Raw genomic sequence first — 23,107 nt, forward strand, 5'->3', positions numbered from 1 at the left:
CAGGAGTATTTAGCCTTAGCGGATGGTCCCGCCAGTTTCAATCAAGGTTTCACGTGCCCCGACCTACTCAGGATACCACTATTCTTATCTTCTCTTACTTATACGGGACTATCACCCTCTTCGGTTTACCTTTCCAGGTAATTCTAATTAAATCCGCAAGAAATCTCGTGGTCCTACAACCCCAAAATTGCCGTAACAACTTTGGTTTGGGCTATTCCGCGTTCGCTCGCCACTACTTACGGAATCACTTTTGTTTTCTTCTCCTCCGCCTACTTAGATGTTTCAGTTCAGCGGGTTCGCCTCCATATTGGATAGTATGTCTTCAACATACTGGGTTGCCCCATTCGGATATCTACGGATCAATTCGTGTGTGCCAATCCCCGTAGCTTTTCGCAGCTTATCACGTCCTTCTTCGCCTCTGAGAGCCTAGGCATTCCCCATACGCCCTTATTTTGCTTATGTGCTTACAATTCTTTCGAATCGTACTTTCTATATATTTCTATATCTTTTTTATTCTTTCTAACTGTTTTGTTAGTTAAGTTTTATCAATATGTCAATGAACTTGTGGCGAATCGCCACTGATAATTAAACCAGTTTTGATTTTATGCCGTAGTGGAGAATATCGGAGTCGAACCGATGACCTCCTGCGTGCAAGGCAGGCGCTCTAGCCAGCTGAGCTAATCCCCCGTATCTAGTGTTTGGTTAACAGCTTACAGTTAACAGTAACTTTTGGGCGGTTAGTTTAACCTCTAGTATTTCCTTATCGAATTAGTAAATTAGTAGTCCCGGGCAGACTCGAACTGCCGACCCCTACATTATCAGTGTAGTACTCTAACCAGCTGAGCTACGAGACTCTGTATTACTTAATTCTTTTATTCTTTTTTTGGTATTAACAGCGAGAGTAAAGTATCATACTTCTATAATTATTCTCTAGAAAGGAGGTGTTCCAGCCGCACCTTCCGGTACGGCTACCTTGTTACGACTTAGCCCTAGTTACTAGTTTTACCCTAGGCAGCTCCTTGCGGTCACCGACTTCAGGTACCCCCAGCTTCCATGGCTTGACGGGCGGTGTGTACAAGGCCCGGGAACGTATTCACCGGATCATGGCTGATATCCGATTACTAGCGATTCCAGCTTCATAGAGTCGAGTTGCAGACTCCAATCCGAACTGAGACAAGCTTTGGAGATTCGCATCCTGTTGCCAGGTAGCTGCTTTCTGTACTTGCCATTGTAGCACGTGTGTAGCCCAGGACGTAAGGGCCGTGATGATTTGACGTCATCCCCACCTTCCTCACGGTTTGCACCGGCAGTCTTGCTAGAGTCCCCGCCACTACGCGATGGTAACTAACAATAGGGGTTGCGCTCGTTATAGGACTTAACCTGACACCTCACGGCACGAGCTGACGACAACCATGCAGCACCTTGTAAATTGTCCGAAGAAAAATCTGTTTCCAAATCTGTCAATCTACATTTAAGCCCTGGTAAGGTTCCTCGCGTATCATCGAATTAAACCACATGCTCCACCGCTTGTGCGGGCCCCCGTCAATTCCTTTGAGTTTCATTCTTGCGAACGTACTCCCCAGGTGGGATACTTATCACTTTCGCTTAGCCACTCAGTCCGAAAACCGAACAGCTAGTATCCATCGTTTACGGCGTGGACTACCAGGGTATCTAATCCTGTTCGCTCCCCACGCTTTCGTTCATCAGCGTCAATAAATACGTAGTAACCTGCCTTCGCAATTGGTATTCCATGTAATATCTAAGCATTTCACCGCTACACTACATATTCTAGTTACTTCCATACTATTCAAGCTCTGCAGTATCAATGGCAGTGTCCTAGTTAAGCTAGGAAATTTCACCACTGACTTACAAAGCCGCCTACGAACCCTTTAAACCCAATAATTCCGGATAACGCTCGGATCCTCCGTATTACCGCGGCTGCTGGCACGGAGTTAGCCGATCCTTATTCTTACAGTACCGTCAAGTCCCTACTCGTAGGGAGGTTTCTTCCTGTACAAAAGCAGTTTACAATCCATAGGACCGTCATCCTGCACGCGGCATGGCTGGTTCAGAGTTGCCTCCATTGACCAATATTCCTCACTGCTGCCTCCCGTAGGAGTCTGGTCCGTGTCTCAGTACCAGTGTGGGGGATCTCCCTCTCAGGACCCCTAATCATCGTTGCCTTGGTATGCCGTTACCACACCAACTAGCTAATGATACGCATGCCCATCTTATACCGATAAATCTTTATTATCAATACGATGCCATATCGATAAACCATGGAGCATTAATCCGAATTTCTTCGGGCTATTCCCCTGTATAAGGTAGGTTGCATACGCGTTACTCACCCGTGCGCCGGTCTCAAAAAAGCAAGCTTCTTCTACCCCTCGACTTGCATGTGTTAGGCCTGCCGCTAGCGTTCATCCTGAGCCAGGATCAAACTCTTCATCGTATATTTTTAATTTCGTAAATTAAAAAAGTATAATTCCAAATCTTGCGATTTGCCTTACTCTCTTATTTGTATGCTGTCAATCCAATATGTTTATGAACGTTGTCTTCTTATTTCTAAGCCTCACTTGTTTTTCAAAGCGAGTGCAAAAGTAAAAACTTATTTTGAATTAGCAAAAATTTTCTAGAAAATATTTTTCTTTATTTTTTCGCTCAACTCCCGTTTTTACTGAAGCGGACTGCAAAGATACTACCTTATTTTCCACTTATCCAAATTTATTTTTGTAAATTTTTTAAAGCTTATTTTTAGTCGTTCTTGCTTCACTTTTTGTTTATGATCGTCTGCTCTTCGAGACATTGTTACCGTAGCAACTACTTCTCTAATGCGGATGCAAAAGTAGTATCTTTTCTCTTACTTCCAAACTTATCTTTGTCTTTTTTTCAATGTTTTTAAAAAGTATTTCATAACTCATTATTATACCACCTTTTACAAGCGAAAGTTTTTTTGTCTTTTTTTAAAGGTTATAGCCTTATACTATCTCTATACTATATATATGTAAGGTTGGATGGTGGAATGTATTTAATATTGTACTCTATTATATATATGTAATAATTGAGAATATACCTTCTTATGCCCTTTCTGTCTATTTCTAAATGTTACTTTATCCTACCCAAAGGTGTTTTATCTACTTTTTTGTAGTTGATCTACTTATATAGGTATGCTTTTTTAGAAGAAAAGTCCCTTATTATATGGCTATTATCTTGTTTCGAAGAAAAACAGATGTACTTTTTTTATTCTCACATTGAGTAATTATCATCGTAAACAATTGTCTATCAAAAAGTAAAGTAAATTACCAGTATTATCTTTCTAAAGCCAAAACACTTCTGTATCCCAGTAATAGCAAGCCTTTATGCCTACTTCTTCAACACCGCTTCAACATTTCTCCAAGATTGCTCTATCTGAGCACCTCTTTCTTGAAGCAATATTGAAGAGGTCTTGTCGCACTCTTGAAGAGGGGGCTTAAAATATAGTAACAAAAAAGCCCTAGACTATATAGTCCAGGGCTGTATATGAATATAAAACTATTCTAAAATATTATCTAATCGTAATCGTGCAGTTAGACAGATCTTCTATTATTGCTAAAGATTCTACTCTTACTCCTTGCTCTTCTATTAACTTACGTCCGTCTTGAAATGCTTTTTCTATAATGAATCCCATTCCTACTAAATTAGCACCAGACTGTTTTATTAAATCTAGTACTCCTAAAGCGGCATTACCATACGCTAAAAAGTCATCTACAAATAAAACATTGTCTGTAGGCTGAAGAAAATCATTACTTATAACTACATCATACGTTCTATCCTTAGTAAAAGAGTGTATCTGTGTATGTAACATATTCTCCATTGTGCTAGGTTTTTTCTTCTTAGCAAATACCACAGGAAGATTTAATAAATATCCTGTCATAATAGCTGGAGCAATCCCACTAGCCTCAATAGTCATAATTTTATTCACATTAGTTCCTGCAAATCTTCTTACGAATTCTACTCCAATAGATTTCATTAGTACAGGGTCCATCTGATGGTTGATAAAACTGTCTACTTTTAAAATTCCTCCTTCAAAACATCTTCCATCTTGCAAAATTCTCTCTCTTAATAATTCCATATATGTTGTGTTGTATAATTATAAAATGAAAAGGACGACTAAACTTCCTTTGAAAATTGCAAGCGAATTTACGCATAATCCTTTTATCCCTATCCTAGTTCCTTTAAATTCTTTACTCAAGCAAGAAAAAACAGTCTCTATTCTTCTATTAATTTATACCATCCTCTTAAAACTACGTCTTAACACAAAAATCACGACAATAAAAATAGCCCAATCGATCAAAGCACTTGCCCAATAAATACCATTAATCCCAAAAATACGGGGCACAACTAACATAATAGGAACATACAACACTAGCTGTCTAAAAAGCGCAACCAAACTAGCTGGCCTCGCATTCTCTACAGATGGAAACCAAACCATACCCATGAATATAGCTGGCAACACCAACAAAACACTCATATATACACGAAAATTAATCAATTGATCTATTGAAAATAATTGGTTTGGTATCATTAAGGATAAGACATCCTGAGGAAAAAACATTACTAAACACCAGAAGGGTAATAATAGCCCTACTCCAGTCCAAGTAAATAATACATATGATCGCTTAGTACGAACATAATTCTGGACACCATAATTCATCCCTGCTACTGGCTGAAGTGCACGCATCAATCCGAACATAGGTGTACACAATAATAAATAAAAACGATTAACAGCAGTAAAGAAGGTAATGTCACTATCTGTACCATACTTAGACAAGGCATTAAAAATGACTATATTCTGAATGACAACCATCACCATCATAATCATGGCAGGCATTCCTAGCTTAATAATAAGTCTAGTAATCTGCTTATCATTAAAAAATGACCAAACATTAGTCTTAAAAGAAGATTTAGAAAAATGATAATACCCTATACCTAGAATAGTATAAACAATCATCGATACATTAGTAGCCCAAGCAGCACCTACTACCCCACCTCCTAATATAGATATAAAAATAGGCTTAAGTACTATATCGATTATTAACCCTATCGCTATCATTAGAGCTGCAGTCTTCATCTTTCCTTCTGCGCGAATCATCATATTCAACGCTAAACCATGTACCCAAAAGAAAGTACCTAATAGAATAACCTTATAATACTGGGAAGCTAAAATAGCTATCTCCCCTCTGCCTCCCATCAAATAGATTAGTTCATCGGCAAAAATATAGGCGGGAAGCATAAAAGCCACGGAGAATAAAATGCTAAGAAAATTAACTGAACCTAAACATCTAGCCAAATTACTCTGATCATCTGCTCCTATCCAAATACTAATAGCGGCACCTGCACCCGTGCCTATAAGGCTACCGATAGCTTGTCCAATCTGTGCTAAAGGAAAAGCGATCCCAACAGCTGCCAATGCTGTATCATTAATCAGGTGCCCAACAAAGACACCGTCTAAAAAGTTATTTAGCCCAAATAAGACCATCGCTATAATAGCTGGCCAAGACATCTGCCACATCACATTAGACAAATTGCCTTTTAAAATCAATTGTTTCTGTTTATCCATATTTATAAGTGAATGATTTAATAATTCTCACTGATAAACATTAGAAACAAGGATAAGAAGATTTCTCTCTTTACAACTTAGTCGCTTTTAGAATAACAAATGGACGCACAACAGCTTGTCCTAGCTTATTAGTTGTATTCTCCATATACTGCCATTGTTCTATATTATAGAAACCAATATTAGTCAATAAACGAATAAGCCACTCTGTCTTATGAAAATGGAAGACTTCTTCTGTAGCGAAAGCTTGTTTTAGAGCAAAGTCCTTCTGAATATACGATAAAGTTAATTGTCCTTCTGAACGTAAAATACGATATATCTCTTGAAAATACTTATTTGGCTCTTCCCAAAAATAAATAGTATTAACCGAAAAGAAACCGTCAAAAGATTTGTCTTCAAAATCCATTCTTCCTGTATCATTCCCTAAAGACAATTTGACTTTACTTTCTTTTATTAGCTCTTTATTGAATTCTGTTGCTTCACTTAACATGACATCAGATAACTCAATACCTTCATAACTCAAGCTTTTTTCTTTAGAAAACAAATATGGCAAATGGCGACCATTACCAAATCCTAATTCTAGAATATGCATCCCTGCTTTAATGTTTAAACGGTCAATAGTTTTATAAATCATATTGTTATTGGATGCATACATCCTATTTCCAACCCTAACTCCATCATCTCCACTAGGACATCTAAGCTGTTTTGCTAATTCAATATTATCCATTGGCTCCATATACTATAAATTTTGACCAAATATAGTTATTTAGAATTAATCTTAATAATTATATTTGTGCAAATTTCCTTCATGTAACTAAAATAGTTGTTACCTAAAAAGGAATAAACTTTACGCAAAACGGATTATTATGGAAATGATCATTAAGGACATCGATACAAAAGAGATCTTACTAGAGAAAAGATATCAAACTTTATACTCAGAAACAGCTAATCTAGATAAATGTAAGACCATACGCATCCACAATGATATAGTAGAAAATAAAGTAACAGAGTACTATAATCAGAATTCTATTCTAATCTTCGGGATGATGAATATAAAAAAGGATATCTCTATAGAGATGTATACAGATGAACCATTTTATGAAATGCACTTTTGTATAAATGGTAGATCAGCCTTTAATTCGACTTACAACAATGTAAAGTTTAATAAAAATCAACACAACCTATATTTACAAAAAGAACTACAAGGTACTTTTAAACAAAATGAAAACAGCAATGAATATATGGAGGTACTATTCCCTCAAGACCATGTGGACTCCTTAATTAATCAATATGAAGGTCTGATCCCTCCTATCAATAAAACAAACAACCAGTTATTCCAAAACAATGCTTTAGTAAACGTAGAAATAAAAGCAGTTCTTACCGAAATTTATAACACAAATAGAACTGGTGTCATGAAACAATTATACTTAGATGTAAAGAGTAAAGAATTACTCTTATTGCAATTCGAGCAATATATACGTTTAAATTCCAATAAGGATTTGACAAAAATATCTCTATCTGATAAACAAAAACTGGCAGAAGCTAAAGAACACATAGAACAAAACTATCAAGCCCCTCTTAGTTTATCAGAACTTGCACTAGAAGTGGGATTAAATGATTATAAACTAAAGAAAGGCTTCAAAGAGGTCTACAATACTACAGTATTCGGATATGTGTATCAATTAAGAATGGAATACGCTCATAAATTGTTGCGCAACACAACTATACCTATTAAAGAAATAGCTCACTACTGTGGATACGAGCATGTACAACACTTCACTTCTGCCTTTAAACGTATGTATCAAACTACACCAGCTAAATACAGAGAGGCTTAGAATTTCTTCTTTAAGGGGCTTATCAAATTTCTTTTGAAAGCTCTGACTTCCTTTTTAGGATATGGTAGTTTAGTGATATCAACATCTCCTACCCCTTGAACTCTAACCATAATCTCAAGAAGAGTAATTTTGGCTCTAGTGTTCTCTTGTGTGATGACAAACTTAACTAAATTAGACTGATAGTAAACACTATCTCTCTTCTCCTCTTCTATATCTAGTAATCTACCTAGTACATATTGATCGTTTAGTTCATAATGTATCAAATCATTAACCGAGTCAATTACAATAGGTCTTTGAACAGGAGTAAGTTTATTATTCCACTTCTGCACTTTTTCTACTTGAACTTCATTTAATTTTTGAATCAGTTCTCTCTTCGTTCCTTTAAAATAATACTCTTGGTCCTGAATAGGATAAAAAGTAGATACTTTAGGAATCTGAGAAGTTGCCATAAAAGAAAAAATAGAAAGATAAATCACTCCTACTTTGGCACTGCGATATGATCTATGGATAGTAATATTATTAAATACATAATAGCACAACACCACACTGACTAAAGCCATGTAGTCAGTATAATCAACTACCCGTCCGATAGATAATCCAAAACCATTAAGCCATGATAACACAGGGGTAGATAAAGGACTTTTAAACCATATAAACAATAACACTGTCTTATATGAATACCTCTAATATATTTTGGAAAAAAGGCAGACCAAAAAAAAGGGAAGATAAATAGTCCTGTAAAATCTGATAGTTTGCCCGTTATCACATTAGAAAACTCTTCTTTCAACCAAAAATCATTACACAGAAGCAAAGCTAGGCATACTAAAAATAAAGGATGTAGAATCTTATTAGAATGTGTAACTATAGGCATCATAGACAGATTAAAAACTTAAAAGTAATAAAAAAACCCCAAGAGCGACAATCTTGGGGTTTTCTAACAAAAATAAACTAACAACTCAATAAACAACAAATACTTGAAGTACTGTATGATTACATTGAATCACATACATAACCTGCGACAACAAATAGTTATGTAATATTATTAATTACCTTAATAGGCTATATTCAAATCTTGGGTATCCACGTTCACCTTTTTCATTCATAAAGCTTAGTACACGCATCTTATAGTAATTACCTTTTGAATCTTTAATTACGTAAAAGATATTAGTGAATAATTTTTTATCATTCGCTACATCTCTCCATGTACCACCTATAGTACGCAAGTCTAAAGACAGTGCTCCTTTATCTACATCGGCTAAAGAGAAACTCTTATACATTGTTTTATCCTTTTCAGGTATTGTAACTTTATAAGCAGTAACACCCGCATATCTATTGTTTACAATAAAATCTGAATAACCATAAGAACCTTTAGGATCTCCGTTTTGATCAACTGTATTTGTAAATACAGTAAAGTTTAAATCCCACTTTTGTTTAGTTGGTTCAACATTAACAATATTGTTAGTATCGAAACTAAAGAAAACAAAATTATAAGCTGGCTTCTTCTCTATATATACTTCTTTATGTGTACTATCATTTAAATCTGCATACTGCAATAGATAACCTTGATCTTTTCTTAGTATTCTAATCTTCTTCCATCCTCTTGTATCACCAGTTACATTTACAGAACCCGCAGCAACACTAGAAGTACCAGGTTTAAAACCTAAATTTACTAAATAAACTTTATTATCATCTGCATTAAGCTTAACTTCCTTAATCGCTGTAGCTGTAAGATCTCCAATAGGAGCATCAATATAAGCAACATTGGCAGGGTCAAACGTTCCTATCTGTACTTGAGTTTTTAGACTCGTTACATCACTTTCTCTCACTTTATCAATATCTGTACTTGATAAAGCACTTGTAGCCATATAAATAGATCCGTTCAATTTAACTCTAAACTCTTTATCTGCATAAAAGGCTAAGTCCCAAGAATCACGTTGTACAGGATACATTGCCTTTCCTCCTAAATCTACGTATACTTGTTTAGGTTGGCTCGGTCCACCAATAGCAGGCATTAAAAGTCCTCCAATAGCTGTATCAAAACTAACCACCATCACATTATATCCTTGAATCTTAGGTTCTTTTATTGAATAATTAACCTTCACTATATCAAACTGGACTGTCTTATCAGAACGATCATAAGGATATATTAGGTTATTAAATACAAAATTCACTTTTCGATCGCCTTTAGCGAAAGGAATAGTTAATATACCCGCTTTAGCACTTGGAATAGTATTATAATCTACATCATATCTTGCATTTACTTCAGAAACTCTCATCTCAATACTTCCCGCTTCGGCAGCCGGTTCAGAAAAAATCACATTTAATTCTTTCTTATCTACGATTTCTCCATAACTAATAGATTGTTCTTCATAAGCTACAATAAAATCCCTTGTGTCACTATTACCATTCTTAGAATCCTTTTCACATGATATCATCATAAAAAGAGATACGATAAATATGCTAATATGTAATAAACGTCTCATCATCATTAAAAACCTAATTTATATTGTAATTTTACAAAGAAGCTTCTTCCATATCCCAGTGGTTGTGAAGGAGAAGAAGAGCTATGCGCTGTTCCAGAACTTGTTGTTGATGTTAAATCTTTAACATCAAATATATTTCTTAGCCCAACTGTTGCAAACAACATATTCTTAAAGAAAGGCTGACGAACACTAAAATCCATCCAAGAATAGCTTTCTTGCTTTCCCTTCATATAGTATTCACCAAAAAGATCCGACTCCATCTTATAACGATACTCTTCCCCATTAAATTTATAATATAACGAGAACATAGTCCCTGTAGATGGCAACTTATAACTAATATTAGCTGTCACTTCAGGAGTATATAAGAACTTATCTGTATCACTAGGAGCACCATATATTTGCTGAGCAGCCCCTGAATAGGTAAAACCAAGACCTACATCTAATGTTTTCCAACGCAATTGATTCAAGAAAGTTACTCCTATATTTCTATAACGATTAACATTATGATATTTATACTTAAGTCCTGATGGATCAATAATCTGAATTACATCAATCTTATCTTGTACATTCAAAAAACGTCCAGTCAAACTACTACTAAATTCAATATCTTCACTAAATTCTACTGCCTTTTTAATATTCAAAAAGAACGTCTTTCCTTTCTCTGGATTTAAATTTGGATTACCTTGTAAATCATGATTAACGTCTACAAAATACGTATATAACTCTTCATAATTAGGCAAACGAGGAGATGTACCTACAGTAGCACGAATCTCATAATCATTTGGCAATACATATTTAAGCATTAAACTCATAGCATGCTGACTGTCAAAAGTATTTGAAGTCATTAAACGATATCCTGGACGAATCATGAAATTAGGCATAACGTCAATCTCTGATGAAGCATAAAAATCATAACTTCCTAAAGATCTGCTTTGAGGAGATTCTCCTAATGATTCGCTCATTAATGAATACCCTTTACTATTCGCTACTTCATATCCTAATTGGAATCTAGCTCTTTCCCATTTAATAAAATCACTAAAAGTTCCTCTCGAAAAGAACACTTCTCTACTTTCACTTTTATATGAGTTTTTATCAAATTTCTCGTCATACTTAATTCTATATCTATAAAAATCTATCTCCCTCTCTTGTTTCTGATAAGTAAAAGACAAATCAAAACGGAAAAGATCTTGAAATTTACCAGAAGTATTTAGAATGTTAGACCATCTCTTTGTATTCGTAATACGGTCTTTAGCAATAGGATCAATCGTTTCAAACACAGGATCCTCGTTTACCTCGAAGGTCTTACTATAATCCTTCATTCTCTCATCAAAGTATTCGAACTTATAGAATACACGATAAGACTTATGGTGGTAATTCAGAAGAGCCTTTACATTATTTTGATTCTTTGGTAACCATTCGTGTCCCCTTTTATCTTCATCTCCATAATAAGTAAACCCTTTTCTATCATTAAACCATCCTTTAAAATCATTATGAGTATAACTAACACTTGCATATAAATTATCATTTATATTATGTCCTATCGTTAGCCCCTGAATATGCTTTCCTTTATTCTTCAAATTATATTCATCACCAACAGTCTCTTCTTGTGTAAAGAAATTTACGTTCCAATCATGAATATTATTTTTCTTAGTAATGATATTTATAATTCCTGTTACTGCATTCGCTCCATAGTCTACCCCCATGGCTCCTTCTACAATTTCTACTTGTTCAATATCATCTAAGTTAATCTGAGTAAGGTCTGTATTATTACCAAAGCCTTCATCAGAAATCATAGGTACATTATCCACTAGTATCGTAAAATACTGGGCGTCTAAACCAAACATCTTCACAGTAGATCTACCTGTACCAGCATTTGGTAGTATAGATATATTCATCACTTGATTTAATGCGTCAGCTAATGTTACTGCCCCTAAATTTTCTAAACGTTGCCTATTCAGAACTGTCACATTATTAACAGCCTTATTTATAGATTGTGGACTATACTGTCCAGAGATAACAATTTCTCCAAGATTAGCATTGGGTGGCGTTATAGTATCTTGTACTTGAGCAAAAGTAAATGCTGGAATTGCACAAAAAGCACTCAGTACAAATATGGTATTACGCTTCATTTATTCTTTTTGTTTTTTATTTAGATGATTTCTTGATTGCAAAGATAGAAAAATATCTTATTTAAAATGAATTTAAATAATTATTTTGTAAATAAAAAAACGAAGCAATAGCTTCGTTTTCAGTATATCAAAATAAATATCTATCTAATTCTTAGGTAAGAACACTTCGGCCATCATACAACGAGCACTTCCACCACCACAAGCTTCTATAGTATCTAAGCTACTATGTAAGATTGGACAATGCTTTTCTATTGCTTTTATTTGATTAGCGTCTAAACTATTATAAGCTTGCGTTGACATTACTAAATAACGTTGATCGTTTGCTCCTTTTACTTGTAACATATTACCAGCAAAATTATTAACTTGTTCTTCCGTAATAGTAATAACTTCTTTTCCTGTGCTCTTTAAACTATTTAAGACTGTTTTTCTCTCTTGTTTATCATCAATACAATCTGCGCAAATTACAGCAAATGTTTCGGCTAAACACATCATAACATTAGTGTGATAGATATGTTTTCTTTCTCCATCTACTGTTTGAAACGCTTCAAAAATTACTGGGTCTGTCTCAAAATCTTCACAAAACTCAATAACTAAACCTTCATCAGCACGTGGTGACAATGCACAATACGTCTTTTCATTAGCTCTGTCTAACAATAAACTTCCTGTACCTTCTAAGAATAAGTTATCTTCTTCTGCCGATGTATAATCCCATATATCATCATCGATTACAAAGCCTTCTTTCTCCAAGATATCAAATATATCTTCTCTTCTCTCCAGTCTTCTATTCTCAGCAAACATTGGGTAAAGAACTACTTCTCCACTTTCGTGAAAAGAAATCCAGTTGTTCGGGAAAATACTATCTGGTGTATCAGGATCTACAGTATCTTCTACTACAATAACATTAACTCCAACAGCTCTTAATTTTTCTACGAAAGCATCAAATTCTTGTTGAGCTTTTGCATTAACTGTAGCAGGAGTTGTATTATCAAGTACTTTTTGATAATAGTTATTTACTGCAGTTTGTTCGTTCATACGAAACGCCACAGGGCGAATCATTAATATTGTATTAGTAGTTTGATTCATAACATATATTTTAATCACGTATCAAAGGTAATGTAGAACATCTTAATAACCCCTCTTGTTTTGCAATTTCTGCATAAGGAATCTCTTCTACAACGAAATTATTATCTCTTAACCAATTATTCAGTCTTGTGAAATTACGTTCAGACACAATAACTTCTGGGCTAATAGAAAATACATTCGAAAACATATGATACATTTCTTCTCTTTCAATGTGAAATAAGTTGTCTTTACCGAAAATTTCAACTAATTGATAGTATTCTTTCTCATCATAAAAACCACCTTTATAGATTATTCCTTTATCATTTCCGATTGGTTGAAAACAACAATCTAAATGCAATGCATTATCACGTGGTTCTGTTCTAGACTTCACCAAGTCAAATGATAAAACTGTTTTATTAGGGAATAATTCTTTAATAAAATCAACACCTAGCTGATTTGTTCTTGCTGTAATATATTCTTTATAATCAGGGCGTTTATAGCTTCCTATAAAAATATAATCATTCCATGGCATTACATCTCCTCCTTCAAAGTGTACTTCTTCTGGAGCAGAGATTATAGATGCAGGATTAATTTGATCTAACACATACTGTATTGCATGTAATTCACGATCTCTATCTGGTAGGATATTCGCTTTAATGAATTTATCTTCAATCACAAATCCAATATCACGAGTAAAAATTTGATTGTAGTCTTCAATGATTTCAGGTCTATACACCTTTACATCATATTTTTCGAATACTTTATTAAAAGCATCCATTTCTTGAATCATGTCAGATTCTACAGGATAAGTACCTGCTTTAATATGCTCTAACGACTTAGGGTCGTAAGCTTCTTCTACTGTAGGTGTGGGTCCGATACTATTAGCTGTACCTAGGACCACAGCCCGCAATCTCGAGGTTTCATTCTTAACGTTTAACTTAAGCATAAATATTGATTTTCCACAAATATAACAAAATACTCTCTACTTAATTCTTTACAAAATAAAAAAGGCACCCTTAATTAGGGTACCTCTTCAACAAATATAAAATAAATATTATTTTCTATCTTTCATAGGAACAAATGTTCTTAATGCTTCACCAACGTATAACTGTCTAGGTCTTCCAATTGGCTCTTTATTAATTCTCATTTCCTTCCACTGAGCGATCCATCCTGGTAAACGTCCAATAGCAAACATAACTGTGAACATTTCAGTAGGGATACCTAAAGCTCTATAAATAATTCCTGAGTAGAAATCAACATTAGGATATAAGTGTCTTTCTACGAAATAAGGATCTTTAAGAGCTGCTGCTTCTAATTTTTTAGCAATGTCTAAAACTGGATCATCAACACCTAATTTTCCTAATACTTCATCAGCTGCTTTTTTGATAATTCTAGCTCTTGGATCAAAGTTTTTATAAACTCTGTGTCCGAATCCCATTAAACGGAAAGAATCATCTTTATCTTTAGCTTTATTTAAATATTTCTCTACATCACCACCATCATTCTGAATTGCTTCAAGCATTTCTAATACAGCTTGATTAGCTCCTCCATGTAATGGTCCCCATAAAGCAGAAACACCAGCAGATACAGATGCAAATAATCCAGCATGAGAAGAACCTACCATACGCACTGTAGATGTAGAACAGTTTTGCTCATGATCCGCATGTAAGATAAATAACTTATCAATTGCATTTTTTACGATTGGATCGATTTCATAAGGTTCTGTTGGCAAAGCAAACATCAATCTTAAGAAGTTATCTACATAGCTCTTAGTATTATCATAATAGTTTAGAGGATATCCTTTAGCTTTTCTATAAGTCCAAGTTGCTATTACTAAGAACTTACTCATTGTCTTACATACAGCCTCATATAATGACTTAGAACAATCAGCGTCAACTACTTTAGGATTAAATGCAGTTAAAGCACTAGTCAAAGAAGCTAACACTCCCATTGGGTGTGCCGTCTTAGGGAACCCATCAATGATATTCTTCATTTCTTCATTAACTAATGAATACTTTCTGATATCATTCTCGAATTTCTCTAATTGTTCTTGAGTTGGTAACTCTCCGAAGATAATCAAATAAGAAACTTCTAAGAAATTAGAATATTCTGCTAATTCTTCAATAGAATATCCTCTGTATCTCAAGATTCCTTCTTCTCCATCTAAGAATGTAATTGCACTCTTGCATGCACCAGAATTTTTATAACCTGGGTCATAAGTAATAGCTCCAGTTAAAGCACGTAATTTCAATACATCAATTGCTACTTCATTCTCAGTACCAACTAATACAGGAAACTCATGTCTTTTACCGTCAACCTCTATATAAGCTGTTTTAGACATATTGTTATTATTTTATTTTTTCTATAAGTTTTACTCACTACTAGCAAACATATTCTAGTAATTTTTCAGTAGGAAAGATAGGAATTATTATGCATACATACAAGTCATATTCGTAAAGTAATCATTAAAAATGAACAAAAAACCTCATTTTAGAGACTAACAAAACGAATGAAAAAATAAGGCATACTAAATAATCATAAACACATTGGATTAGTTAAAAAAAAACATTATTCACAATAATTTATTTTTACAAAATACCAGCATAACCGTGCCCATGTACTATAAAATAAAAAAGCGGTAGATATGATATCATATCTACCGCTTTTTATTTATAAAGGATTATCTTTTTACTTTAAAAGCATTCCCCTGAGGATAATAAGCGATATCACCTAATTCTTCCTCTATTCTTAATAATTGATTATACTTAGCCATACGATCAGATCTAGACGCAGAACCAGTTTTAATTTGTCCACAATTAAGAGCAACAGCTAAATCAGCAATAGTACTATCTTCTGTTTCACCTGAACGGTGAGACATAACAGAAGTAAATCCAGCATTCTTAGCCATGTTAACAGCAGCTATAGTCTCAGTAAGTGTTCCTATCTGATTTACTTTAATCAAAATAGAGTTACCAATACCTTCATTAACACCACGCTCAAGTCTAGCTACATTAGTAACAAATAAATCATCACCTACTAACTGAACTTTATCACCAATCTTATCCGTTAAATACTTCCAACCATCCCAATCATCTTCGTACATACCGTCTTCAATAGATACTATTGGATACTTCTCAACTAACTCAGCTAAGTAATCCGCTTGCTCTTGAGAAGTACGTACTTTACCTAATTCACCTTCGAATTTAGTATAATCATATTTACCATCTACATAGAACTCAGAAGCCGCACAATCTAAAGCGATCATAATCTCATCTCCAAATCTATAGCCTGCATTCTCAACTGCTAATTTAATAGAATCAAGAGCATCTTCAGTTCCTTTTAAAGTAGGAGCAAAACCTCCTTCGTCACCTACTGCTGTACTTAATCCTCTCTCGTGTAAAACGTTCTTCAAATGATGGAATATCTCAGTCCCCATTTGCATAGCATGTGTAAAAGTAATTGCTTTTACAGGCATGATCATAAACTCTTGAAATGCAATAGGAGCATCAGAGTGAGACCCACCATTAATAATATTCATCATTGGAACTGGTAGCGTGTTTGCAGAAACACCACCTACATAACGATATAATGGCATTCTTAACTCATTTGCTGCTGCTTTAGCTACTGCTAAAGAAACACCTAAAATAGCATTCGCTCCTAAATTTCCTTTATTACTAGTACCATCTAATTCAATCATCAATTGGTCAATAGTATTCTGTTCGAAAACACTAACACCTACGATGTGCTCAGCAATTACATTGTTAACGTTATCAACAGCTTTTAATACTCCTTTACCTAAGAAAGCTTTACCACCATCGCGTAACTCTACTGCTTCGTGCTCACCCGTAGAAGCTCCAGATGGAACAGCAGCACGACCTAACATACCACTTTCAGTAATAACATCTACTTCTACTGTAGGATTCCCTCTAGAATCTAATATTTGACGTGCATGCACACTAATAATTGTACTCATAAATTGTGTCTTAAAATTTAGTATAAACAAATTTACAACTTTAATTGAACTTACTTAATACAGATAAGAAATAAAGTTTATATATAACGAAAGGAACTACACTGTAGCTCCTTTATTATTTTTTATATTCTCAACAAACTCATCAAATAAATATCTTGAGTCATGTGGACCAGGACTTGATTCAGGATGATATTGAACAGAGAAAACATTCTTATTCTTCATCTTCATACCTGCAACAGTACCATCATTTAGATGCACATGAGTTAACTCAAGATTAGCATGTTTAGCCAACTCCTCTTTATTAATAGCGAAACCATGATTCTGTGATGTGATTTCACCTTGAGTAGAACCTAGATTCATCACAGGATGATTTACTCCACGATGTCCACTAAACATTTTAAATGTACTAACTCCTTGAGATAATCCAATCAATTGATGACCTAAACAAATACCGAAAACAGGAAGCCCTGAATCTATAACTTTATTAACCGTGTCAAGAACTCCTAATTTTGCTAAAGCTTGTGGATCACCAGGTCCGTTAGATAGGAAATATCCATCAGCACCAAATGCTACTAATTCATCATAAGAAACATTGTAAGGAAACACCTTTACATAACAATCTCTCTCTTCGAAACAACGCAAAATATTTGTTTTAATACCAAAATCAACTGCCGCAATTTTATGAGACGCATCAGGATTACCAAAGTAGTAAGCTTCTTTAGTAGATACTTTAGAAGACAACTCTAAACCTTCCATTGAAGGAACGTTCTCTAACATCACTTTTAACTCCTCAATTGATTTACCATCTGTTGAGATGATAGCATTCATAGCACCGTTGTCTCTAATATGAGCGGTAAGAGCACGTGTATCAACATCAGAAATAGCTATAAGATTAGCCTTTTCCAAATAAGTCAATAAATCCGATTCTGAATTTGGACGTGAATGATAATAACTAAAGTTTTTACAAACTAAACCAGAAATCTTAATTCCATCAGAATCAACTTCGTCAACATTAACCCCATAGTTACCAATATGAGCAGTTGTTGATAACATGATTTGACCGAAGTAAGAAGGATCTGTAAAGATTTCTTGATAACCTGTCATTCCAGTGTTAAAACAAATCTCTCCGAATGCTGTACCTTCTACACCAACCGACTTACCAAAAAAAACAGTTCCATCTTTTAAAACTAAAACCGCCTTCTTTCTTTCTGAATATTCCATTGTATTGTTGTGTTGTATTAATTTTTAGCAAAAATAAAAAAAAAAGGACATCCTTATAAAGAATGTCCTTAATATTATAAATAACAAAAATAAATTTTGTTGATACTATTCATTAGTTTCAGCTTCATTAGAAGTTGCCTCAGTCGCAGGAGCTTCAGCAGCTTTCTTTTTACCTCTACGAGTAGATGATTTTTTAGCTTCTTTCTTAGCAACGTTGTATAATTCGTTGAAGTCAACGAATTCAATCATAGCCATATCAGCGTTATCTCCTAAACGATTACCTAACTTAATAATACGAGTATATCCACCTGGACGATCTCCTACTTTTTGAGCTACTTCTCTAAATAGTTCAGTAACTGCGTCTTTGTCTCTCAAATAAGAGAAAACAACACGACGGTTATGAGTATCGTCAGTTTTAGCTTTAGTTACTAATGGCTCAATAAACTGCTTTAAAGCTTTAGCTTTAGCTACAGTAGTATTGATACGCTTGTGCTCGATTAAAGAACAAGCCATATTAGCAAGCATAGAGTTTCTATGTCCTGCTTTTCTACCTAAGTGATTTATTTTCTTTCCGTGTCTCATTTCTTACTAGAATTTAGACTTTGCAGTCTAGTTTATTCTTTATCTAATTTGTATTTTGATAGATCCATCCCGAAATTAAGTCCCTTAACAGCTACTAACTCTTCTAATTCAGATAAAGACTTCTTACCGAAGTTTCTAAATTTCATCAAGTCGTTTTTGTTAAATGATACTAAGTCTCCTAATGTATCTACTTCAGCCGCTTTCAAACAATTCAATGCTCTAACTGAAAGATCTAAATCAACTAGTTTAGTTTTTAGAAGCTGTCTCATATGAAGAGATTCCTCATCATACGATTCAGTTTGTGCAATCTCATCTGCCTCTAAAGTAATTCTCTCATCTGAGAATAGCATAAAGTGGTGTATTAATGTTTTTGCAGCTTCAGTTAACGCATCTTTTGGATGAATAGAACCATCGGTAATGATATCAAAAACTAACTTCTCATAGTCAGTTTTTTGCTCAACACGATAGTTTTCGATAGCATACTTAACGTTCTTAACTGGAGTATAAATTGAGTCAGTAAAGATAGTACCAATAGGAGCATTAGGTTTTCTATTCTCTTCAGCTGGTACGTAACCTCTTCCCTTCTCAATAGTAAGATCCATATTAATAGTTACATTACTATCCATATTACAGATAACTAATTCTGGATTCAGAATCTGGAAACTAGAAATGAATTTCTGGAAATCACCTGCAGTCAACTGTTCTTTACCAGAGAAAGAGATACTAACAGTTTCATTATCAACATCTTCAATTTGACGTTTAAAACGAACTTGTTTTAGGTTAAGAATGATTTCAGTAACATCCTCAACTACACCAGCGATAGTAGAAAACTCATGATCTACTCCTTCAATACGAACTGAAGTAATTGCATATCCTTCAAGAGAAGAAAGAAGAACTCTTCTTAATGCATTACCTATTGTCAATCCATATCCCGGTTCTAAAGGTCTAAATTCGAATTTGCCTTTAAAATCGGTCGAATCAATCATGATAACTTTATCGGGCTTTTGAAAATTAAATATTGCCATATTTGTTTCGACTGAATGTCAATTATTATTTGTTGTACAACTCTACGATTAACTGTTCTTTGATGTTTTCAGGAACTTGAAGTCTTTGAGGTACAGAAACAAATGTTCCTTCTAACGTTTCAGGATTCCAAGTAATCCACTCGTAAACAGCGCTAGAATTAGATAATGAACGTTCGATAGTCTCTAGAGATCTTGATTTTTCACGAACAGCAACTTTATCACCAGGTTTCAATTGGTATGAAGGAATATTTACTAATTCCCCATTTACAGTAATATGTCTATGAGAAACGATTTGACGCGCAGCTCTACGAGATGGAGCAATTCCCATTCTGAATACTACGTTGTCTAATCTTGACTCACATAATTGAATTAATACCTCACCAGTAACTCCACGAGCTGCAGCAGCTTTTTTGTATAAGTTTCTGAATTGTTTTTCTAAAATACCATAAGTATATTTAGCTTTTTGTTTTTCCAATAACTGGATAGCATATTCTGATTTCTTACCTCTTTTTCTTGCTAAACCATGTTGTCCTGGAGGGTAATTTCTTTTTTCTAAAGACTTGTCATCTCCGAAAATTGCTTCACCGAACCTACGTGCGATTTTTGTTTGTGGACCAGTATATCTTGCCATTTCTTAATAAAATTGAAAAAAGGTAGGGATTATGAATTCAGGTCACTTTCCTCCGATAATCTATTCCTACCTTTGGTTATACTATAAAATTAAACTCTTCTTCTCTTTGGAGGACGACATCCATTGTGTGGCATTGGAGTAATATCGATAATCTCTGTTACTTCGATTCCACCGTTATGTAAAGATCTGATTGCAGATTCTCTTCCGTTTCCAGGTCCTTTTACATAAACTTTTACTTTTTTCAATCCTGCCTCAAGTGCAACTTTACCGCAATCTTCTGCAGCCATTTGAGCAGCGTAAGGAGTGTTCTTTTTAGAACCTCTGAATCCCATTTTACCTGCTGATGACCAAGAAATCACTTCACCTTTTTTGTTAGTTAATGAAATGATGATATTGTTAAACGTCGCATTAATATGAGCTTCACCTGTTGACTCAACAAGTACTTTACGTTTTTTTGTATTCGCTTTAGCCATATTACTACTTATTATTTAGTTGCTTTTTTCTTGTTAGCAACAGTTTTTCTTTTACCTTTTCTTGTTCTAGAGTTGTTCTTAGTTCTTTGTCCTCTTAATGGAAGACCAGCTCTATGACGGATACCTCTGTAGCATCCGATATCCATTAAACGTTTGATGTTTAATGAAATCTCTGAACGTAATTCTCCTTCAATTGTGAATTGACCTACAGCTTCACGGATAGCTCCGATCTCATCGTCATTCCAATCTTGAACTTTTTTATTTTCGTCAACTTTAGCTCTTTCTAGAATTTCTTTAGCTCTACTTGAACCAATTCCAAAAATATAAGTTAAAGCAATGATTCCTCTTTTGTGTTTAGGTATATCTACCCCTGCGATTCTTGCCATAATTATCCTTGTCTTTGTTTAAATCTAGGATTCTTTTTATTAATAACGTAAAGTCTACCTTTTCTACGTACTATAATGCACTCGGCACTTCTTTTTTTAACTGATGCTCTTACTTTCATTTTAATAGCCTCTTTAATATCTATAAGTAATTCTTGCTTTGGTCAAATCGTAAGGGCTCATCTCTAATTTTACTCTGTCACCAGGTAATAATTTGATATAATGCATACGCATCTTACCTGAGATATGGGCGATTACTACGTGTCCATTTTCTAATTCCACACGGAACATAGCATTTGATAATGCTTCAATAATTGCTCCGTCTTGTTCTATTGCTGATTGTTTTGCCATAAAAACTAAGCTGTTGCTCTTCTATTTTTACCACTTGTCATCATGCTATCATACTGTTTGTTCAGTAAATAAGCATTGACTTGTTGAATTGTATCGATTACAACACTTACCATAATCAATAACGATGTTCCTCCATAAAACATTGCCCAACCTTGTTGAACTCCTAATAAACTTACCACGATTGCAGGGAAAACTGCGATTAGTGCTAAGTAAAGAGAACCTGGGAATGTTATTAAAGACATGATTCTATCTAAGAAATCACCTGTCTCACTACCTGGTTTAACACCTGGTATAAAACCGCCACTTCTCTTTAGATCATCAGCCATCTTATTAGTAGGTACTGTAATTGCGGTGTAAAAGTACGTAAAAATTATGATTAATAAAGCAAAAAGTGCATTATACTCCCAACCAAACACATTATGAAATGTTGTACTGATTGATTTAGCAGTATCCGAAGTTGACAAACCTGCTACTGCAGCTGGCACAAACATGATCGCCTGAGCGAAGATGATTGGCATAACTCCTGATGCATTTAACTTTAATGGAATCCACTGACGGTTACCGCCTAACATAGATTGATCATAAGTTCCTGAAGCACTTCTTCTTGCATACTGAACCGGTATACGTCTCACAGCAAGAGTTAAATAGATACAAGCAACGATGATTAACAACCATAAAATTACTTCTATAACCACCAACATAGGTCCTCCATTATTTTCTGTAATTCTTGATTGGAATTCTTGGATGAAAGACATTGGAAGTCTTGCAATAATACCAACCATAATTAATAATGAAATTCCATTTCCAATACCTTTATCAGTAATTTTTTCACCTAACCACATTGCAAAAACAGTTCCGGTCACTAGTATAATTACTGAAGAAAACAAGAATGAGAAAGAATTGAAACCTAACAAAAATGCATCCGGTGGTAATTGCACATACAAGTTATAGATGTAACTAGGTCCTTGTAATAAAGTAATACCGATTGTCAACCATCTTGTTATTTGGTTCATCTTCTTTCTACCGCTTTCTCCATCATTTTGTAGCTTTTGTAGATAAGGAACCGCGATTCCCATCAACTGAACTACTATGGAAGCAGAAATATAAGGCATAATACCTAATGCAAATACAGATGCTTGCGCAAATGCACCACCTGTAAAAACATTTATTAACCAACCGATACCTTGATCAGTTTGATCAGTTAAAGCTTGCAATTTCGTTGCGTCAATACCTGGAAGGGTAACTTGTGTACCAAAACGGTACACAAGCAATAACCCTAAAGTTATCAAGATTTTGTTCTTTAACTCTTCAATTTTCCAAATACTGGCTAATGTTTCAAAAAACTTCTTCATCTTGTTTATTA

20 protein-coding genes, 2 tRNA genes and 2 rRNA genes (1 of these 24 running past the window's edge) are annotated in these 23,107 nt (G+C 34.5%); 1 reads left to right on the forward strand and 23 read right to left on the reverse strand.

Translation table 11 applies throughout. The annotated features are described in order from the left end of the window. The 7 genes from BK054_RS02320 to BK054_RS02350 all read right to left on the reverse strand — a co-directional run. Positions 1-462: ribosomal RNA gene (locus BK054_RS02320) — 23S ribosomal RNA — on the reverse strand (it extends 2,432 nt beyond the left edge of the window). A 151-nt stretch (positions 463-613) separates the two neighbouring features. After that, positions 614-687: transfer RNA gene (locus tag BK054_RS02325), tRNA-Ala, on the reverse strand. A gap of 93 nt (positions 688-780) precedes the next feature. Beyond that, positions 781-854 (reverse strand) — tRNA-Ile (locus tag BK054_RS02330). Between the two features lie 80 nt (positions 855-934). After that, positions 935-2,452 (reverse strand): 16S ribosomal RNA (locus tag BK054_RS02335). The 16S and 23S rRNA genes sit together here with 2 tRNA genes alongside, the layout of an rRNA operon. Before the next feature lie 1,092 nt (positions 2,453-3,544). After that, positions 3,545-4,111 carry a xanthine phosphoribosyltransferase gene (gene xpt, locus BK054_RS02340; RefSeq protein ID WP_006259458.1) on the reverse strand — a complete coding sequence of 189 codons (567 nt, stop codon included), beginning with the start codon at positions 4,109-4,111 and terminating at the stop codon, positions 3,545-3,547. A gap of 153 nt (positions 4,112-4,264) precedes the next feature. Then, complete coding sequence (locus tag BK054_RS02345; RefSeq protein ID WP_006266962.1) at positions 4,265-5,599, reverse strand: MATE family efflux transporter; 1,335 nt, start codon at positions 5,597-5,599, stop codon at positions 4,265-4,267. 70 nt (positions 5,600-5,669) lie between these two features. Then, complete coding sequence (locus tag BK054_RS02350; RefSeq protein WP_006266961.1) at positions 5,670-6,332, reverse strand: class I SAM-dependent methyltransferase; 663 nt, start codon at positions 6,330-6,332, stop codon at positions 5,670-5,672. Between the two features lie 130 nt (positions 6,333-6,462). On the opposite strand from BK054_RS02350, the gene BK054_RS02355 reads away from it, so the two are divergent. After that, positions 6,463-7,431, forward strand: a complete 969-nt coding sequence (locus tag BK054_RS02355; protein ID WP_006266960.1) for an AraC family transcriptional regulator — start codon at positions 6,463-6,465, stop codon at positions 7,429-7,431. Here BK054_RS02355 and BK054_RS02360 read toward each other — a convergent pair. The 16 genes from BK054_RS02360 to secY form a co-directional block, all read right to left on the reverse strand. Continuing rightward, positions 7,428-8,096 (reverse strand): hypothetical protein, encoded by a 669-nt coding sequence (locus BK054_RS02360; protein ID WP_006266959.1) that lies wholly within the window; start codon positions 8,094-8,096, stop codon positions 7,428-7,430. The two genes, BK054_RS02355 and BK054_RS02360, sit on opposite strands and share 4 nt — an antisense overlap. Positions 8,097-8,477: 381 nt before the next feature. Beyond that, positions 8,478-9,920, reverse strand: a complete 1,443-nt coding sequence (locus BK054_RS02365; RefSeq protein ID WP_006266958.1) for an HmuY family protein — start codon at positions 9,918-9,920, stop codon at positions 8,478-8,480. Beyond that, positions 9,920-12,043 (reverse strand): TonB-dependent receptor plug domain-containing protein, encoded by a 2,124-nt coding sequence (locus BK054_RS02370; RefSeq protein WP_071306891.1) that lies wholly within the window; start codon positions 12,041-12,043, stop codon positions 9,920-9,922. Before BK054_RS02370 ends, BK054_RS02365 begins: the two co-directional genes overlap by 1 nt. A 144-nt stretch (positions 12,044-12,187) precedes the next feature. After that, positions 12,188-13,126 carry a citrulline utilization hydrolase CtlX gene (ctlX, locus tag BK054_RS02375; RefSeq protein WP_006266957.1) on the reverse strand — a complete coding sequence of 313 codons (939 nt, stop codon included), beginning with the start codon at positions 13,124-13,126 and terminating at the stop codon, positions 12,188-12,190. A gap of 10 nt (positions 13,127-13,136) precedes the next feature. After that, positions 13,137-14,051, reverse strand: coding sequence for a dimethylarginine dimethylaminohydrolase family protein (locus BK054_RS02380; RefSeq protein ID WP_006259466.1), 915 nt, complete (start codon positions 14,049-14,051; stop codon positions 13,137-13,139). Positions 14,052-14,159: 108 nt separating this feature from the next. Continuing rightward, positions 14,160-15,446 carry a citrate synthase gene (locus tag BK054_RS02385; protein WP_006266956.1) on the reverse strand — a complete coding sequence of 429 codons (1,287 nt, stop codon included), beginning with the start codon at positions 15,444-15,446 and terminating at the stop codon, positions 14,160-14,162. A 339-nt stretch (positions 15,447-15,785) separates the two neighbouring features. Next, on the reverse strand, positions 15,786-17,078 hold the full coding sequence (eno, locus tag BK054_RS02390) for a phosphopyruvate hydratase (RefSeq protein WP_006259468.1): 1,293 nt from the start codon (positions 17,076-17,078) through the stop codon (positions 15,786-15,788). A gap of 96 nt (positions 17,079-17,174) precedes the next feature. Continuing rightward, positions 17,175-18,299 (reverse strand): glutamine-hydrolyzing carbamoyl-phosphate synthase small subunit, encoded by a 1,125-nt coding sequence (gene carA / locus BK054_RS02395; RefSeq protein WP_006266955.1) that lies wholly within the window; start codon positions 18,297-18,299, stop codon positions 17,175-17,177. Between the two features lie 105 nt (positions 18,300-18,404). Next, a complete protein-coding gene (rplQ, locus tag BK054_RS02400; protein ID WP_006259470.1) occupies positions 18,405-18,881 on the reverse strand; it encodes a 50S ribosomal protein L17 in 477 nt (158 codons plus the stop codon). 32 nt (positions 18,882-18,913) lie between these two features. Continuing rightward, complete coding sequence (locus tag BK054_RS02405) at positions 18,914-19,906, reverse strand: DNA-directed RNA polymerase subunit alpha (protein ID WP_006259471.1); 993 nt, start codon at positions 19,904-19,906, stop codon at positions 18,914-18,916. A gap of 25 nt (positions 19,907-19,931) precedes the next feature. Further along, positions 19,932-20,537 (reverse strand): 30S ribosomal protein S4, encoded by a 606-nt coding sequence (rpsD, locus tag BK054_RS02410; RefSeq protein WP_006259472.1) that lies wholly within the window; start codon positions 20,535-20,537, stop codon positions 19,932-19,934. Between the two features lie 89 nt (positions 20,538-20,626). Further along, the gene (gene rpsK, locus BK054_RS02415) at positions 20,627-21,010 is read right to left on the reverse strand and encodes a 30S ribosomal protein S11 (protein ID WP_006259473.1); all 384 of its coding nucleotides are present in this window, start codon (positions 21,008-21,010) and stop codon (positions 20,627-20,629) included. Between the two features lie 11 nt (positions 21,011-21,021). After that, positions 21,022-21,396 (reverse strand): 30S ribosomal protein S13, encoded by a 375-nt coding sequence (gene rpsM, locus BK054_RS02420; protein WP_006259474.1) that lies wholly within the window; start codon positions 21,394-21,396, stop codon positions 21,022-21,024. Between the two features lie 2 nt (positions 21,397-21,398). Next, positions 21,399-21,515, reverse strand: a complete 117-nt coding sequence (gene ykgO / locus BK054_RS18080; protein ID WP_002987490.1) for a type B 50S ribosomal protein L36 — start codon at positions 21,513-21,515, stop codon at positions 21,399-21,401. Positions 21,516-21,528: 13 nt separating this feature from the next. Continuing rightward, positions 21,529-21,744, reverse strand: coding sequence for a translation initiation factor IF-1 (gene infA, locus BK054_RS02425; RefSeq protein ID WP_002987492.1), 216 nt, complete (start codon positions 21,742-21,744; stop codon positions 21,529-21,531). A 5-nt stretch (positions 21,745-21,749) separates the two neighbouring features. Beyond that, complete coding sequence (gene secY / locus BK054_RS02430) at positions 21,750-23,096, reverse strand: preprotein translocase subunit SecY (protein WP_006259476.1); 1,347 nt, start codon at positions 23,094-23,096, stop codon at positions 21,750-21,752. Positions 23,097-23,107: the final 11 nt, after the last annotated feature.

Source organism: Myroides sp. ZB35 (genome assembly GCF_001865835.1).
Lineage (GTDB): Bacteria > Bacteroidota > Bacteroidia > Flavobacteriales > Flavobacteriaceae > Flavobacterium > Flavobacterium odoratimimum.

Coding starts and splice junctions, on each gene's coding strand:
- xpt (WP_006259458.1), bottom strand. CDS start 4,111: ATGGAATTATTAAGAGAGAGAATTTTGCAAGATGGAAGATGTTTTGAA.
- BK054_RS02345 (WP_006266962.1), bottom strand. CDS start 5,599: ATGGATAAACAGAAACAATTGATTTTAAAAGGCAATTTGTCTAATGTG.
- BK054_RS02350 (WP_006266961.1), bottom strand. CDS start 6,332: ATGGAGCCAATGGATAATATTGAATTAGCAAAACAGCTTAGATGTCCT.
- BK054_RS02355 (WP_006266960.1), top strand. CDS start 6,463: ATGGAAATGATCATTAAGGACATCGATACAAAAGAGATCTTACTAGAG.
- BK054_RS02365 (WP_006266958.1), bottom strand. CDS start 9,920: ATGATGATGAGACGTTTATTACATATTAGCATATTTATCGTATCTCTT.
- BK054_RS02370 (WP_071306891.1), bottom strand. CDS start 12,043: ATGAAGCGTAATACCATATTTGTACTGAGTGCTTTTTGTGCAATTCCA.
- ctlX (WP_006266957.1), bottom strand. CDS start 13,126: ATGAATCAAACTACTAATACAATATTAATGATTCGCCCTGTGGCGTTT.
- BK054_RS02380 (WP_006259466.1), bottom strand. CDS start 14,051: ATGCTTAAGTTAAACGTTAAGAATGAAACCTCGAGATTGCGGGCTGTG.
- BK054_RS02385 (WP_006266956.1), bottom strand. CDS start 15,446: ATGTCTAAAACAGCTTATATAGAGGTTGACGGTAAAAGACATGAGTTT.
- eno (WP_006259468.1), bottom strand. CDS start 17,078: ATGAGTACAATTATTAGTGTGCATGCACGTCAAATATTAGATTCTAGA.
- carA (WP_006266955.1), bottom strand. CDS start 18,299: ATGGAATATTCAGAAAGAAAGAAGGCGGTTTTAGTTTTAAAAGATGGA.
- rplQ (WP_006259470.1), bottom strand. CDS start 18,881: ATGAGACACGGAAAGAAAATAAATCACTTAGGTAGAAAAGCAGGACAT.
- BK054_RS02405 (WP_006259471.1), bottom strand. CDS start 19,906: ATGGCAATATTTAATTTTCAAAAGCCCGATAAAGTTATCATGATTGAT.
- rpsD (WP_006259472.1), bottom strand. CDS start 20,537: ATGGCAAGATATACTGGTCCACAAACAAAAATCGCACGTAGGTTCGGT.
- rpsK (WP_006259473.1), bottom strand. CDS start 21,010: ATGGCTAAAGCGAATACAAAAAAACGTAAAGTACTTGTTGAGTCAACA.
- rpsM (WP_006259474.1), bottom strand. CDS start 21,396: ATGGCAAGAATCGCAGGGGTAGATATACCTAAACACAAAAGAGGAATC.
- ykgO (WP_002987490.1), bottom strand. CDS start 21,515: ATGAAAGTAAGAGCATCAGTTAAAAAAAGAAGTGCCGAGTGCATTATA.
- infA (WP_002987492.1), bottom strand. CDS start 21,744: ATGGCAAAACAATCAGCAATAGAACAAGACGGAGCAATTATTGAAGCA.
- secY (WP_006259476.1), bottom strand. CDS start 23,096: ATGAAGAAGTTTTTTGAAACATTAGCCAGTATTTGGAAAATTGAAGAG.